The organism is Thalassotalea sp. LPB0316 (assembly GCF_014898095.1).
GTDB lineage: Bacteria > Pseudomonadota > Gammaproteobacteria > Enterobacterales > Alteromonadaceae > Thalassotalea_G.
In genome coordinates, this window is sequence record NZ_CP062946.1 from 1,731,119 (window position 1) to 1,744,858 (window position 13,740).

Annotated in this window: 17 protein-coding genes; 15 read left to right on the forward strand and 2 right to left on the reverse strand. The window is 40.5% G+C overall.

The genetic code is table 11. The features are described from left to right. Positions 1-891: a class I SAM-dependent methyltransferase gene (locus tag LP316_RS07680; protein WP_193023728.1), complete on the forward strand. Its 891-nt coding sequence runs from the start codon at positions 1-3 to the stop codon at positions 889-891. After that, positions 884-2,059 (forward strand): aspartyl/asparaginyl beta-hydroxylase domain-containing protein, encoded by a 1,176-nt coding sequence (locus tag LP316_RS07685; RefSeq protein ID WP_193023729.1) that lies wholly within the window; start codon positions 884-886, stop codon positions 2,057-2,059. The genes LP316_RS07680 and LP316_RS07685 overlap by 8 nt, the downstream gene beginning before the upstream one ends. Positions 2,060-2,108: 49 nt before the next feature. Here LP316_RS07685 and LP316_RS07690 read toward each other — a convergent pair whose 3' ends face one another. After that, positions 2,109-3,944 carry a tetratricopeptide repeat-containing sulfotransferase family protein gene (locus LP316_RS07690; protein ID WP_193023730.1) on the reverse strand — a complete coding sequence of 612 codons (1,836 nt, stop codon included), beginning with the start codon at positions 3,942-3,944 and terminating at the stop codon, positions 2,109-2,111. 110 nt (positions 3,945-4,054) lie between these two features. Here LP316_RS07690 and LP316_RS07695 point away from each other — a divergent pair, with 110 nt between their 5' ends. The 9 genes from LP316_RS07695 to LP316_RS16015 all read left to right on the forward strand — a co-directional run bounded on the left by LP316_RS07695 (position 4,055) and on the right by LP316_RS16015 (position 10,789). Further along, positions 4,055-4,771, forward strand: coding sequence for a 2OG-Fe(II) oxygenase (locus LP316_RS07695; protein WP_193023731.1), 717 nt, complete (start codon positions 4,055-4,057; stop codon positions 4,769-4,771). A gap of 17 nt (positions 4,772-4,788) precedes the next feature. Continuing rightward, positions 4,789-5,478, forward strand: coding sequence for a 2OG-Fe(II) oxygenase (locus LP316_RS07700; RefSeq protein WP_193023732.1), 690 nt, complete (start codon positions 4,789-4,791; stop codon positions 5,476-5,478). Positions 5,479-5,847: 369 nt separating this feature from the next. After that, positions 5,848-6,627 (forward strand): DUF3450 domain-containing protein, encoded by a 780-nt coding sequence (locus LP316_RS07705; protein WP_193023733.1) that lies wholly within the window; start codon positions 5,848-5,850, stop codon positions 6,625-6,627. After that, positions 6,627-7,976 (forward strand): MotA/TolQ/ExbB proton channel family protein, encoded by a 1,350-nt coding sequence (locus tag LP316_RS07710; RefSeq protein WP_193023734.1) that lies wholly within the window; start codon positions 6,627-6,629, stop codon positions 7,974-7,976. The genes LP316_RS07705 and LP316_RS07710 overlap by 1 nt, the downstream gene beginning before the upstream one ends. Further along, on the forward strand, positions 7,976-8,500 hold the full coding sequence (locus LP316_RS07715; protein ID WP_193023735.1) for a MotA/TolQ/ExbB proton channel family protein: 525 nt from the start codon (positions 7,976-7,978) through the stop codon (positions 8,498-8,500). The genes LP316_RS07710 and LP316_RS07715 overlap by 1 nt, the downstream gene beginning before the upstream one ends. 12 nt (positions 8,501-8,512) lie before the next feature. After that, positions 8,513-8,914 carry an ExbD/TolR family protein gene (locus LP316_RS07720; RefSeq protein ID WP_193023736.1) on the forward strand — a complete coding sequence of 134 codons (402 nt, stop codon included), beginning with the start codon at positions 8,513-8,515 and terminating at the stop codon, positions 8,912-8,914. Between the two features lie 2 nt (positions 8,915-8,916). Next, complete coding sequence (locus LP316_RS07725) at positions 8,917-9,534, forward strand: energy transducer TonB (protein ID WP_193023737.1); 618 nt, start codon at positions 8,917-8,919, stop codon at positions 9,532-9,534. After that, positions 9,534-10,508 (forward strand): tetratricopeptide repeat protein, encoded by a 975-nt coding sequence (locus LP316_RS07730; RefSeq protein WP_226960828.1) that lies wholly within the window; start codon positions 9,534-9,536, stop codon positions 10,506-10,508. Before LP316_RS07725 ends, LP316_RS07730 begins: the two co-directional genes overlap by 1 nt. Beyond that, positions 10,505-10,789, forward strand: coding sequence for a hypothetical protein (locus LP316_RS16015; protein ID WP_226960829.1), 285 nt, complete (start codon positions 10,505-10,507; stop codon positions 10,787-10,789). The genes LP316_RS07730 and LP316_RS16015 overlap by 4 nt, the downstream gene beginning before the upstream one ends. A 71-nt stretch (positions 10,790-10,860) precedes the next feature. On the opposite strand, the gene LP316_RS07735 is transcribed toward LP316_RS16015, so the two are convergent. Continuing rightward, positions 10,861-11,823, reverse strand: a complete 963-nt coding sequence (locus LP316_RS07735) for a tRNA-dihydrouridine synthase (protein ID WP_193023738.1) — start codon at positions 11,821-11,823, stop codon at positions 10,861-10,863. A gap of 136 nt (positions 11,824-11,959) precedes the next feature. Here LP316_RS07735 and LP316_RS07740 point away from each other — a divergent pair, with 136 nt between their 5' ends. The 4 genes from LP316_RS07740 (at position 11,960) to apt (ending at position 13,738) form a co-directional block, all read left to right on the forward strand. Further along, a complete protein-coding gene (locus tag LP316_RS07740; protein WP_193023739.1) occupies positions 11,960-12,469 on the forward strand; it encodes a hypothetical protein in 510 nt (169 codons plus the stop codon). A 152-nt stretch (positions 12,470-12,621) separates the two neighbouring features. Beyond that, a complete protein-coding gene (locus LP316_RS16075; protein WP_264298969.1) occupies positions 12,622-12,744 on the forward strand; it encodes a hypothetical protein in 123 nt (40 codons plus the stop codon). Between the two features lie 10 nt (positions 12,745-12,754). After that, positions 12,755-13,138, forward strand: coding sequence for a two-component system response regulator (locus LP316_RS07745; RefSeq protein WP_193023740.1), 384 nt, complete (start codon positions 12,755-12,757; stop codon positions 13,136-13,138). Positions 13,139-13,192: 54 nt separating this feature from the next. Continuing rightward, complete coding sequence (gene apt / locus LP316_RS07750) at positions 13,193-13,738, forward strand: adenine phosphoribosyltransferase (RefSeq protein ID WP_193023741.1); 546 nt, start codon at positions 13,193-13,195, stop codon at positions 13,736-13,738. Positions 13,739-13,740: the final 2 nt, after the last annotated feature.

The following is a 13,740-nucleotide window of genomic DNA, read 5'->3' on the forward strand; positions in this document are numbered from 1 at the left end:
ATGAGTAATGCTAATTCATGGACCCATTACTGGCAGCAGGGGCACCTAGAAAGCTGTATCGACAATCAATCACCAGATAACAACGAAATAACGGCATTATGGCAAGTGTTTGCTAACAACTTACGCAAAGATGCAGTCGTTGTTGACCTAGCTACGGGGAATGGCAGTGTCATCAAAAAACTACACGCAATAGTGCCAAATTGCCACTACGTTGGTATTGATTACGCAACAATAGCCCCCCGCTGGGCAGAGCAATACCAACACATTGAATTTATCGGTAATACATCCATTGATAACATACCATTTGAAACGCAATCAGTAGATGCTATTACTAGTCAATTTGGCTTTGAGTACGGTCTTTCACAGCAGAGTATTAGTGAGCTCGCTAGAATCTTAAAACCTAAAGGCTTGCTGCAACTCGTCGTCCATCACAGTGAAAGTGAAATTGTCGAGCCGGCAAAGCTTCGGCTCCAAGAGATCGAGTGGCTTATCGCGCCAAATTCAATAGTAGACAGCCTTGGCGGGTTTGTTGCCGAAACTATTTCAATAGCGGAGCTTGAAGGTATTGGTAAAGCCTATTTAGCCGAGCACGAGAATAAGCTAACGCAATCAATTAGCGGCCAATGTTTTAGTGTGATTAATCAAGTTATTCAGTTAGTTGAAAATGGCATGGCGACATCGGCAGCTGAACTCTTTGAGCGATTGTCAGCGAGTATGCAGCAAGAACAAAAACGTTTGTCACAACTTATCTCGGTTGCGCAGACGGCTCATGCCATCACTGAGTTCGTTGCATCATTAAATGATGCTCAACTGAGTGTAGAAAGTCAGGTGATACGCAGCAATCAAGGAAATCCGCTTGCGTGGTTGATCAAAGGATACAAGCATGGATAAAAATGCCTTATTAAAAGCAGCGGATATAAACTTTGCCAATGCAAATTACCAACAAGCACTCGATAAACTTAGGCAATATTGCCAACTCATGCCAAATGATATTGAGCAATGGTTCAGGTTAGCCACTAGCGAGGAACAAGTCGGCAGTAAACAAGCATGCCAAGAGGCGTACCAGCATTGTATTGAAATCGGCTCGAATTCTGCTCGTTTGTACTTATTTGCCGGGATGTTTTTTCTCAATCAGCAACAACAGCAAAAAGGTTTAGCGTTATTATCACTTGGCTGCGATCTCGACCAAACCATGTTGTATTGGTTTCAAGATGAAAATTTGGACGACCAAATTAGAGGGCGCTCTTATTATGCAGGACTTGCATTACGCAACCATTTTACTGAGTTGTCGAAAATAAAATTAGCTGATAAATCGCAAAATAGTGGCAAGTGTAACGGCGCATTATGGCCACAAACGCATAATGAACCTTGGCAATATAAAACGGACAATCAAAAGCCTCACCTTTTCTATCTGCCTGAATTAACCGCACAGGCCTTTTGGCCCAACCAAGACTTTAGTTGGACTGATAAGTTTCGTGAACAGTTTGATGAACTAAAGCAAGAGTTTGATGCGGTAGCAGATGATATCGAGGTACAAGGTGCTCCTTACGTTGATGCTAATTTTGCCGATAAGAGTTTTGATAAGCTAGCGGGATCAAAAAATTGGACAGCGTTGCACTTGTACCAAAATGGGATTAAGAACGAAGCCTTGGTTGAGCGCTTACCAAAACTACATAAATTATTAATGTCTATTGATCTCTATGGCTTAAACGAACATCCCTACGAAGTGTTTTTCTCACTGTTGAAAGCTGGGCAACATATCGTACCGCACTACGGTTTGTCTAATCACAGTCTTACCGTACACATTCCATTTATTGTCGGTAATAGCGGGGCGTTAACTGTCAACCATATCGCAAAACCATGGCAATGCGGTGAATCGTTAATTTTTGATGACTCTTTTGAGCACGAGGCGATTAACTCTTCTGAGCAAGATCGCATTGTGCTCATTTTTTCTATTTGGCACCCTGAGCTATCTAAGCAAGAGCGACAAGCGATTCAGCAAAGCTTTCAAGCCAGACAAAACTGGCTAGATAGTCGAGAGCAACTGGCTAAGGCTTAATACCAATTGAAATATTTAATTCACTTGCCATAACTCAAGCAGTCATCAGTTAGCTGCGCTCAATGAGCTCGCTATATGTTCGATTAAATTGATTTAATTGAGTTTCGTAGTGTTTGGCAAAACCTATCTTGCTGCGGTTAACAGGTTGTCTTACTTGAGTTTCACTAAAAGTATAACTGGCAACATTTTGCCGATAAAACTCTAGATAGCTTGATTGCCAAGCGATACCCAAGCGCTCAAAGAGTTCAGCGAAGCTCTCTTGTGGTGTTTGAGCCAAATCTTCATAGTTGACATCGATAACTTGCTCAGGGAAAAGTTTTACCCAATGGTCCATTAAGTTATTGGCATGGTAAATAGCGTGAGCAATATCTTCTAAGTCACATGAATAATTATGCTGAGCGTTAAAAAATTGCGAGTAAATCGATAAGGCTAAATCAGTTGGATTACGACGCATTTGAATCACTTTAGCTTGTGGAAATGTAGAGATAATCGCACCGACAAAGCGAAAGTTATGTGGCATTTTATCAACAATCGCGCCTATGGGCATTTTATTAAACTTGCGATAAAAGTCACAGTGCTGTTGCGCATTTTTCTCAAGCCAATTAGCGATATCTTCTACCTTGTTCTTAGTTTTGTATAAGCTGTTTTGGAATAGCGTTGCTACAGCGTTACTCTCACCACAACTCTGCGTATTTTCGAGCTGGCTAAGCACTCGATTGACTAGGGTAGTGCCTGAGCGCGGCATGCCGACAATAAAAAAGTTCTCGGTGTTTTCGCTATTTAGTTGGCATATCGGATAGTTAATTGATTTGATGTAATTGAATGTTTTGCTTTGCGCTTGGCTATCATAAACATTTCCTTGGCTTTGAAACTGCTGTGCTTGCAAGGCGTTTGCCTTGTTAAAAGACTGAAATGCTGCATCGAAATATTGAGCTTTTTGCTGTGCTTTAGCTAAGGTGTATAAATTGTGCTGAAGATCGTAACTGTAGACTTGATTACCTCTTGTAAGCGCTGACAAATCCTCAATACATCGTTGGTTATCTTGAGCGTTACCTAAGTCGTGCAATACTTGCCAAGCAAACTCGGCCTCTGGCTTCAATTCGAGTGCCTTATTGGCGGCAATTAGCGCATTTTCTTTATCGTTTTCTAAACGACATACTTTACACTCAATCTCAAAACGCATTAACGTGCTATCGTTTAATGATATCGCGATATCTAATTGCTCTCGTGCTTTAATTAACTGTTTAGCCATTAAAAATAAATCAGCATATTTTAAGTGTAGCTGACTATTTTGCGTTGAGGCATCGACTACTTTGCCATACGCTTCGATCGCCTCATCGTATTTATCTAGCTTTGCCGCGCAGATTGAAAAAGCTTGTAACAGGGGGACATGTTCAGGGTAACGTTGACACAAGGGTTTTGCCACGCTATAGCCTTCTAAGTACTGCTCTAATGCAATAAAAGCGTTGGCACGGGTTAGTTTACCTTGCGCGGATTCATCAGGTGTAATGGCTAAACAAAGTTCACTAAGGCCAAGTTGTAAGGCGAATTGACCTAGCTGCGTGTTTATATTGATATCATCTGGCGCTAACGCGACGGTGAGCTCAAGTTGACTTGTTGCGCGCTTGTGATCGTGACAAGCAAGTAGGGATAATAAATAGTTGTAATTTATGTCAAATGCATTCGGCTCTTGTGTCAGCGCTTGTTCAAACAATGGTAAGGCTTGATTGTACACTCCTTGTTGGTGATACAAGGTCGCCAAGCCGTAGAGCGCATCAGTATGGGGAGCTTGAGCGAGTACTTGCTGATAAAGTGTTTGCGCTTGATTTAACTGACCTTGTTGATGAGCTAACTCAGCTTGTGCAATTAATTGAGACAACGACATAGAAAAGAATACGACAACGTTTTGATCTATTTTTTTAGATGATACTATAAGGTAACAACTTTATTAATGTTTAATCGTTAAACATTTTACTCTGATAAAAATAAGAACATATGTCATCGTTATCTCTCGAAAAAACAAAGCCATCAACTGACTTAGTAGAATCGTTTAAAGCCAATGGTTTTATTAAAGTAAAGCAGGCATTAACACAAGAGACAGCCCAACTGATTTATCAACAGATAGCTGAGCAACCGCTGTGGAATTTGGTTTTCGATGCCAATGGCAAACACCAAGATCTCAATAGCCAAGAAGTTGCAAAGTGGTCTGAACAACAAAAAGATGATTTACAGCGTATTATTTATCAGCAGGCCCAAAGCGGTTTTCAGTATCATTACGAAACCATCCCTTTGTATGATATTTATCAAAATAATTTAATGCCGGGGCACTTTTTTAACCAAATCATTGAGTTTATCAACCAAGAATCGAGCCTCGATTTTTTTCGCGAACTCTTATCTGCACCTGACATCGCTTTCGCTGATGGTCAAATCACACGATTTAGTGCCGGCCATTTTCTCAACGTCCATAATGATGACGTTGAAAATAAAAACCGCATTGCTGCTTATGTCATTAATTTAACGCCTGAATGGCAAGCAAATTGGGGAGGCGCGTTACATCTACTCGATGACAATGGTGCGATCAAGCAAAGCTTTTTGCCCACATTCAACGAAATCAATATCTTTAAGATCCCTGTTGATCACTATGTTGGGTACGTCAGCCCATTTGCAACTAAACCTCGACTTTCAATCACCGGCTGGTTACGCCGACAATAATCATTGAGAAGTATTCTATGCATATTAATATCGAGACCTTTAATAAAGCCGCTTTAACCAAGCAATTTTCTGAGCGCGGCTTCGTTCGCATTGATAATTTTCTTTCGCTCGATGATGCTGAGCAATTAGCAAAGTACTATCAAAATGAATTGAAATTTACTAATGCGTTTTACACCGACAACCACAACCGAGAAGCAACAGATGAACAAATTGGCGCATTGCCACTTGAAGAAAAGCGTCGCTTGTTTCAGGCTATCCAAAATAATGCGGCTCAAGGTGTTGGTTTTCTCTACGGCAGAAAAAAAGTCGAACTAACCGATGCTGACTTAACAGCGAAATTACTCAAGGCAATGAATAGTGAAGCATTAATTAAGTTGGTCAGTGAAATCACCAGTAAGCCAGAACTTAAGTACGCTGATGGTCAAGCAACAAAATATCGAGTAGGTGATTTTTTAACACGACATATCGACAATTTAGCTGGCGAAACACGACAAATTGCTTATGTTGTTGGTTTAACTAAGCAGTGGCACCCTGACTGGGGCGGACTACTGCAGTTTTTTGAGCCTAGCGGTGAGCCAACCAATAGCCTTGCACCAAGCTTTAATAGCTTAACGTTATTTGATGTTAATAAAGTGCATTCAGTCACGTCTGTGGCTAATTTTGCACCGCGTCAAAGGTTTTCTTTAACAGGCTGGTATCGAAAATAAAATTGTATTATAAATAGTCACTTGAGTGAAAAACATTATATTACATTTGACTTACTACGAAGTAATTAGTAAAACATACAAACGCAAAAATTAGGTTAATGGGAATAGTCGCACGATTTAGTTACTCTAAAATAGAATGTATTGGCTGATAATTAATCACATCAGTTGAATATCTAAACACAAAAAAGCTTGAATTTACTTTTTTTTAGTAAATTAGGCTATCTTTTAATATCTCATATTGACACTTTGCGTGTCGTTTGGGACTATTGCGTGGTTTTATTCTAGAGAAACTAAAACTTAAGGCAGATTATTCTATTTGCATTAACAAAATATTTGTTATCAAAACTAAATAACAATTGGTTGGGAACTATGTCCAAATTAAGTAAAAAAAGCCTTATCGCTTCAACGATAGCTGGCGCGTTAGCACTTACAGTAAGCAACTTTGCTGCTGCAGATGCTCTTAAAGATCTTCAAAAAGCAGAAGAACAAATTGTAAAATCTTCAGCTAAATCTCAAAACAAAATCAACGGCATTTACGAACAGACGCAAGAATTACTTGCTGAGTACCGTAACGTTGTAGACCAAGCAGACGTATTAGAAGGTTATAACGACCACGTACAGCGCATGGTTGACGATCAAAATGCAAACATTGCCTCTTTAGAGCGTCAAATCGCTGGTATCGATAAAATCAAACAAGGCGTTGTTCCTTTAATGTACAAAATGATTGATACATTAGAGAAATTCGTTGAATTGGATGTTCCAGTAAACCTTGAACCACGCAAAGAGCGCATTGCAGGTTTACGTGACGTAATGTCAGATTCAAACGTAACAACATCAGAGCAGTTTCGTTTAGTTTTAGAAGCTTACGAAATTGAAGCTGCATACGGCACTATCTTCGATGCTTACCAAGCTGAGTTAGATTTAGGCGACAAAACGATTACTGCTGACTTTGTTCACATGGGTCGCGTTGCATTAATCGCACAGTCTTTAGACTACAAAAACTCTTGGGTTTGGAATAACCAGTCGCGTTCTTGGGAAGCTTTAGGTGAAGAGTACAACAAAGGTATCACTGATACTATTCGTATGGCTCGTCAACAGTTACCTATGGACTTAACTAAGTTACCAGTTTACGCAGCAGGAGCACAATAATGAAAAAAGTAATGAATTTCGTATTACTTGCTGCATCTTTGTCAGCAGGTTTCACCGCTGTTTCACAAGCAAACGAACTTGACGATTTATTAAAGCAAGTTAAAGCGGACCGCATCTCTGAAGCTAAGCTAGACAAACAACGCGAAGCAGAATTCTTATCTGCGCGTGCTGACAAGCAAGCGTTATTAAAGAAAGCAAAAACGCGTTTAGCAAACGAGCAAGCTCGCAACACTCGTTTAACTAAAGAATACGCTGCTAACGAAATTACGTTAGCGCAAAAAGAAGTTGAATTAGACAACGCACAAGGCACATTAGGTGAAATGTTCGGTGTGAGCCGTGCAGCTGCAGCTGACGCTTACGGTCAAATCACAACTTCAATCGTTAGTGCACAATTCCCAGGTCGCGGTGAAACATTAGATCGCATCGCAAACGCTAAAGAAATTCCAGCGTTAGAAGACTTAGAAGAATTATGGTTTGCATTACAAACTGAAATGACTGAATCAGGTAAAGTGGCTAAGTTCACTGCTGAAGTTGTTCAGTTAGACGGTACTAAAACAACTGAAGAAGTAACGCGTATTGGTAACTTCAACATTGTTTCAGCCAATGGTTTCTTAAACTATAACGATGAAGTTGGTCAAATCCAACCATTAGCTAAGCAACCTGCAGGTTACATTTCTGCAACTGCTTCTAAGTTTTTCAACACAAACTCAGGTTACGCAGGCGTATATCTTGACCCTTCACGTGGCGCAATCTTAGCACTAGAAACTCGTAAGCGTACGCTTATGGAATTCTACCACCAAGGTGACATCGTTGGTTACGGTATTACGGTACTATTAGTTATCGGCCTATTAATTGCTTTAGAGCGTATGATTGTTCTTGGTTCAATGACTTCGAAGATCAAAGCTCAAGAGAAGAACTTAGATACGCCTAATGACAACAACCCACTTGGTCGTTTATTGAAAGTTTACCAAGAAAACAAAGGTGTTGATGCTGAGACATTAGAACTTAAACTTGATGAAGCTATCTTGCGTGAAACGCCTCGCGTTGACCGTGGTATCAACTTAATCAAGATGTTTGCGGCTATCGCTCCTCTTATGGGTCTATTAGGTACAGTTATCGGTATGATCATGACGTTCCAAACAATTACGTTATTCGGTACTGGTGACCCTAAAATCATGGCGGGTAACATCTCATTAGCACTTGTTACTACTGCACTAGGTCTAATTGCGGCACTTCCTCTAATCTTAGTTCACTCAATCGTAGCGGGTAAGAGCAAGTCGGTATTACACAAGTTAGACGAACAATCTGCTGGTTTAATTGCTTCAATCGCAGAGAAGGAGTCTAAATAATGCTTTTCCTGATAGAGTTATTAGATTCTGTCAGGGGCTTTATTGCGCAGGGCGGTAATGTACTTTACATCGTCGCCTTTGCACTCTTTTTGATGTGGATCTTAATGATCGAGAAGTACTGGTATTTAGCCTCTGTATATCCTAAAAAGCGCGATGAAATCATCAAGCGTTGGGATGCACGTACAGATACTACTTCTTGGTATGCACATCGAATCAGAGATAAATGGATCTCCGAAGCGACAGAAGAACTTGAGAGTCGTATGATTACGATTAAAACGTTAGTGGCAATGTGCCCACTAATCGGTCTACTAGGTACAGTGACGGGCATGATTGGCGTTTTCGAAGTTATGGCTCAGCAAGGTACTGGTAATCCACGTCTAATGGCCGCAGGTATCTCTATGGCAACAATCCCGACAATGGCGGGTATGGTTGCAGCGTTATCTGGCGTGTTCTTTAGCTCAAGATTAGATGCAAAAGTTAACTTAGCGAAAGCTAAATTAATTGATAGCTTACCTCACCACTAGAGAGAGATTGGAATGGCACGTAAACGTATTCGTGAAGAGGAAGAAGCAGCGATTGATATGACACCGATGCTAGACATCGTGTTTATCATGCTTATCTTCTTCATCGTTACCACCTCTTTCGTGAAAGAGGCAGGTATCGAAGTAAACAAACCAACGGCTGTAAACCAAACAAAGCATAAAAATGCTAACGTTTTTATCGCGGTAAATGGCAATGGTGAAGTTTGGTTGGATAAGAAAAAAATTGATATCGAACGTGTGACGGCGAAACTTGAAAAGTTATTAGCTGAACAACCAACAGATGTTATTTTCATCCAAGCCGATAAAGAAGCTACTCATAGCAATGTTGTTAAAGTAATGGATGCAATTAAAGCAGCTGGTGTTGACCAGATTTCAATTGCAGCAGCTAAGGGGTAATTATGGTTCGCTTTTTAGTATCAATTATATTTGGCGCAGCAATTACTTTTGGCTTATTTTCATTCATGGCTTTCTTAGTGCAATCGGGTGATCGTGCTGAAGAAGAAGTTCAAGAAAACATTGTTGTTGAAGTTAACAGTACGCCACCGAAGTCGGATGCGCAAACTCGTCAAAGGGTTCCGCCGCCACCGCCGCCGCCGCCTAAAGCTCCACCTAAGCCACAAGCGCCGGAGCCAGAGTCAAGTACTAACAACGCCGGTATGTCATTTGAAATGCCAGCAGTTAATCTTGGCGGTGCCGATACTGGTATGGCAGCACCAGGTGCAGGTTTTGCCCGTGACGGTGATGCAACACCAATCGTTCGTATCGAGCCTAAGTACCCAGTACAAGCAGCTCGTGACGGTAAAGAAGGTTGGGTACGTCTATCGTTCACAATCAACGAGATTGGCGGTGTAGAAGACGTAGAAGTTATCGAAGCAGAGCCCAAGCGTATTTTCGATAAAGAAGCGAAACGCGCACTACGCAAGTGGAAGTACAAGCCAAAAGTTGTTGATGGTAAGCCTCAAAAACAATTTGGTTTAACAGTTCAATTAGACTTTAAAATGGATGGAGGTCAATAATGTTTAAGAAGTTATCAACCTCTTTAGTATTAGCGGCATCAGTTGTCGCTATACAATTACCGATGATCTCTGACGCAACAGCAGCAACTGCCGCTGAAGTGGCAGAGCAGAAAAAAAAGCGTCCAACTAACTTAGTTGGTCCTAATATCGGTAAAAAAATCCAGAAGGCGTTTGAGTTGTACTCAGCAGATGACATCGATGGCTCGATAGCTATCTTGAATGAGATAAGTGCTAAGAAGCCTTATGATGTCGCTTATGTTAACCGCTTTTTAGGTATGATGTACGCATCAAAAGGTGATCATGAGAAAGAATCAATTGATTACCTTAAGAAAGCAGCTGAGCCTGACGTACTTAACTGGGCTGACCAAGCACAAACGTTAAAAACGATCGGCGATTTACAAATGTCTATTCAAGATTATAAAGGTGCGATTTCGCATTATTATGCTTGGATGGAATTTACTGCTGAAGAAGATGCTGATGTTTGGACAAAAATTGCTAATGCTCATTACTCGTTAAAGCAACTTGATAAAGTTATCATGCCTGCTGATAAAGCGATTGCGGCATACGGTGACAAGCACAACCAAAACCCATACGTTTTGAAAGTGACGTCATTCTACGAACGCAAAATGTACCCAGAAGCAGTTGATGTACTTGAAACTGTGATTCAGATTTTCCCTGAAAACAAGCAGTGGTGGACACAGCTAGGTATGTTCTACTTATTAGTAGAAGACTACGCGAAAGCACTTTACACGTTAGATTTAGCTTACAAAAAAGGTTTCTTAGAAAAAGAAGCTCAAATTAAGACGCTAGCGAATTTATTCCAATCTAACGGTGTGCCCTACAAAGCGGCAAAGCTGTTAGAAAAGCATATGAATTCGGGTTTAGTTACTCGTGACGATAAAAATCTTATCGCCCTGGCTAACGCTTACCATGCAGCTCAAGACATTGATGATGCGGCTAAGATTTACAAATGACTAACGATGCGAAGCACTACCGCAAGCAAGGTATGTTGTTAAAGCAAGACGAACAGTTTAAAAATGCGATTGTAGCTTTAAACAAAGCGTTAGAGTTAGGTGTATCAGACAAAGGTCGTGTTCAAATGAGCATTGCTGAGTCTCACTTCTACCTCGAAGACTACAAAAATGCCTACAAAGCGATTAAGTTAGCAATGCAAGATTCTAAGACGCGTAAATCAGCGAAAAGCTGGGAGAGCTTCATTAAGGATACTGCTACCCGCAAAGGTGTAAAAATTTAGTAAAACACTAAATTGAAATATCAAAAAACCAGCCATTGGCTGGTTTTTTTATGCCCGAAATATAGTCAATACTAGTTGTCTGCAATGTCTAGATATCTGTCTAAACACCTCAAAATATCATTGGTATCGTGTAGGTATTTTAATTCGTCAAAAAGTTGTTGGGCGATAGGGTATTGTAGACGAACATATTTGAGCCACTGCTTTAGCCTGCTCGATAAATAATGCGTTTTAACACCTTGGGGTACGTTATGGCAAAAATTGATGATAAATTCGACTAACGCTTTGTTTGATAACGGCGGCTCATTATATTTGATAACATTGGCGAGATTAGGCGTTGCCAATGCGCCTCGACCAAGCATCAAACTCGATGTGTTAGACGCAGTCATGCAACTCAATGCATCACTGCGCTGCCAAATCTCACCGTTGGCTATAACTGGGATAGCAAGGCGTTGACTTGCTTGGCGTATATAGTGCCAGTGAGCAGGTGCTTTATAGCCTTGTTTTTTTGTTCGCGCATGAATCGCCAAGCTACTGGCATTGGCCGAAGCAACAGCATCAATAATTTCCTCAAATTGACTAGTATCTTCCCAGCCTAACCTAATTTTTGCACTGACAGGCAAATCATCAGGTACAGCTTCGCGACATGTCGCAATAATTTGGTAAATAGTTTCAGGTGTCTTTAGCAGCATAGCGCCGCCTTTGCTCTTATTAACCGTTGGTGCTGGACAGCCAAAGTTTAAATCAATACCTGGTGAACCGAGTTCGATAGCGCGTACTGCATTTTCAGCAAGCCATTGTGGATGCTGCCCTAATAGCTGGACTCTTACCGGCGTACCGCTTGCTGTTTTACCATCAGTTAATAGTTCAGGGCATATTCGCTTGTACATGTGTTTGGGAATAAGGCCTTTAACTACACGGACAAATTCTGTTACACAATGATCGTAGTCATTGATTTCAGTTAATAACTCTCGCATGAAGGCATCAATAACACCTTCCATAGGGGCGAGAATGATAGGGTTTTCTTGCAGTATCATTAAGTTAGCAGTAAATTTAAAAGTAGCTGTAGATAAATTTTTGATTGAGATTGAAATTTTATCATAGATACTAAGGTCAATTTAAAGACTATTATTAAAATAGGTAAAACCTAATAAGTTCATTAAGGAAATTTCAATGAGTATTTCGAAGAAATCGTTGGTAAGTGTTGTCTTGTCGTCGTTAGCAATTGCTATGTTATTTACTACGCCAGCTAAAGCTGAGTCTAATCCTTTTGCTGATCAAAGTTTGGTCCAAGTTACTGCGCCTGATGGTCATGCCAATGGTAAGTGTGGTGAAGGCAAATGTGGCGAGTCTAAGGGTAAAGCTAAAGGCAAGTGTGGTGAAGGAAAGTGCGGCGAGTCAAAAGGTAAAGCCTTAGCTAAAGGTAAATGTGGCGAAGGTAAATGTGGTGAAGGAAAGTGTGGCGAAGCCAAAGCTAAAGCAATGGCTAAGGGCAAATGTGGTGAAGGTAAGTGCGGCGAAGGTAAATGCGGTGAAGCCAAAGCCAAATCTATGGCCAAAGGAAAGTGTGGTGAAGGCAAGTGTGGCGAAGCTAAAGCTAAAGGCAAGTGCGGTGAAGGCAAATGCGGCGAGTCAAAGAAAAAAGCTAAAGGTAAATGTGGCGAAGGTAAATGCGGCCAATAGTTAGCTTGATTTTATGAGTTAAAAAAAGTGGCTTATGCCACTTTTTTTGATGACAAAATGAAAAAGTTTAATTGATCTAGATCAAAAAACTGTTCATCTAATGAACATTGCGATAGAATGCGCGCCTGAATTTGCAGTAAGGAAGTAGTACAATGTCGCACAACGAAAATTTCACAGAACAAAGTTCAAAACGTCACCTAGCTTTAGCAATCGTAGCATTAGTTTCTATGCCATTGTTACCTATGCTTATGGGTTGGTACACGTTTTTAGCTTAATCACATTTTTATGCTAAATGTATTAGTTATCGATGATAAAAAGCCCATCATCGACATGATAGAGCGCTTGTTAAGCGCTCATCACATCAATGTAATTTCTGCCAATAATGGTTTAGCAGCGACAGAGCTACTCCATCACCACAGTGTTGAACTGATTATTTGTGATCATTTAATGCCGATCATGAATGGTTTAAAGTTCGTCGAAAATTATTTTTCTCATAATCCCTCGCCTAAACCTGTTATCTTTATGACAACGCAAGATATCAAAGCGGTGGGTCAGCTACCAGAACTCAAGCTCGTTACCGATATTTTTGCCAAACCACTCGATCTTGAGCATCTTGAAATGCGTGTTAAAGAGATTTTATCGTTAAATACAGCCGTTAAAGTGCTATAAAAATAGCGCAAAATCCATTATTCTACGGGTTTTGAAATTTTGACAATCGAACCCATGACTGACAAAAAAATTGCAGTAATCAAGCAAGCTATCCACACAATAGAAAACTATCCTATCGAAGGCGTGATGTTTCGCGACATTACCGGTATTTTAGAAAATGCTGAGGCCTTCAAAACAACCATTGAATTGCTTAAAGAAAAATTTTCTGATCAAGGTTTTACCAAAATTGTCGGTACCGAAGCTCGTGGCTTTTTGTTTGGTGCGCCCCTAGCTATTGAAATGGGGATTGGCTTTGTTCCTGTTCGTAAACCCGGTAAGTTGCCGCGTGCAACGTTTGCTCAAACTTACGATTTAGAGTATGGCCAAGATACCTTAGAGATTCATCAAGACGCCTTATCTGCTGATGACAAAGTGCTAATTATTGACGACTTACTAGCAACGGGTGGCACAATTGAAGCGACAACGAAGTTAATTCGCCAAGTTGGTGCTACAGCTGATTCTGCAGCTTTTGTTATTTCATTACCTGAACTTGGTGGTGAAGAAAAACTTTCTCAATTAGGTTTAAATGTTTATTCTATTCTTCAATACGAAGGTGAGTAGCA

Excerpts from the sequence above, each read along its gene's own strand:
- LP316_RS07680 (WP_193023728.1), top strand. The coding sequence starts at position 1 with ATGAGTAATGCTAATTCATGGACCCATTACTGGCAGCAGGGGCACCTA.
- LP316_RS07685 (WP_193023729.1), top strand. The coding sequence starts at position 884 with ATGGATAAAAATGCCTTATTAAAAGCAGCGGATATAAACTTTGCCAAT.
- LP316_RS07690 (WP_193023730.1), bottom strand. The coding sequence starts at position 3,944 with ATGTCGTTGTCTCAATTAATTGCACAAGCTGAGTTAGCTCATCAACAA.
- LP316_RS07695 (WP_193023731.1), top strand. The coding sequence starts at position 4,055 with ATGTCATCGTTATCTCTCGAAAAAACAAAGCCATCAACTGACTTAGTA.
- LP316_RS07700 (WP_193023732.1), top strand. The coding sequence starts at position 4,789 with ATGCATATTAATATCGAGACCTTTAATAAAGCCGCTTTAACCAAGCAA.
- LP316_RS07705 (WP_193023733.1), top strand. The coding sequence starts at position 5,848 with ATGTCCAAATTAAGTAAAAAAAGCCTTATCGCTTCAACGATAGCTGGC.
- LP316_RS07710 (WP_193023734.1), top strand. The coding sequence starts at position 6,627 with ATGAAAAAAGTAATGAATTTCGTATTACTTGCTGCATCTTTGTCAGCA.
- LP316_RS07715 (WP_193023735.1), top strand. The coding sequence starts at position 7,976 with ATGCTTTTCCTGATAGAGTTATTAGATTCTGTCAGGGGCTTTATTGCG.
- LP316_RS07720 (WP_193023736.1), top strand. The coding sequence starts at position 8,513 with ATGGCACGTAAACGTATTCGTGAAGAGGAAGAAGCAGCGATTGATATG.
- LP316_RS07725 (WP_193023737.1), top strand. The coding sequence starts at position 8,917 with ATGGTTCGCTTTTTAGTATCAATTATATTTGGCGCAGCAATTACTTTT.
- LP316_RS07730 (WP_226960828.1), top strand. The coding sequence starts at position 9,534 with ATGTTTAAGAAGTTATCAACCTCTTTAGTATTAGCGGCATCAGTTGTC.
- LP316_RS16015 (WP_226960829.1), top strand. The coding sequence starts at position 10,505 with ATGACTAACGATGCGAAGCACTACCGCAAGCAAGGTATGTTGTTAAAG.
- LP316_RS07735 (WP_193023738.1), bottom strand. The coding sequence starts at position 11,823 with ATGATACTGCAAGAAAACCCTATCATTCTCGCCCCTATGGAAGGTGTT.
- LP316_RS07740 (WP_193023739.1), top strand. The coding sequence starts at position 11,960 with ATGAGTATTTCGAAGAAATCGTTGGTAAGTGTTGTCTTGTCGTCGTTA.
- LP316_RS16075 (WP_264298969.1), top strand. The coding sequence starts at position 12,622 with ATGTCGCACAACGAAAATTTCACAGAACAAAGTTCAAAACGTCACCTA.
- LP316_RS07745 (WP_193023740.1), top strand. The coding sequence starts at position 12,755 with ATGCTAAATGTATTAGTTATCGATGATAAAAAGCCCATCATCGACATG.
- apt (WP_193023741.1), top strand. The coding sequence starts at position 13,193 with ATGACTGACAAAAAAATTGCAGTAATCAAGCAAGCTATCCACACAATA.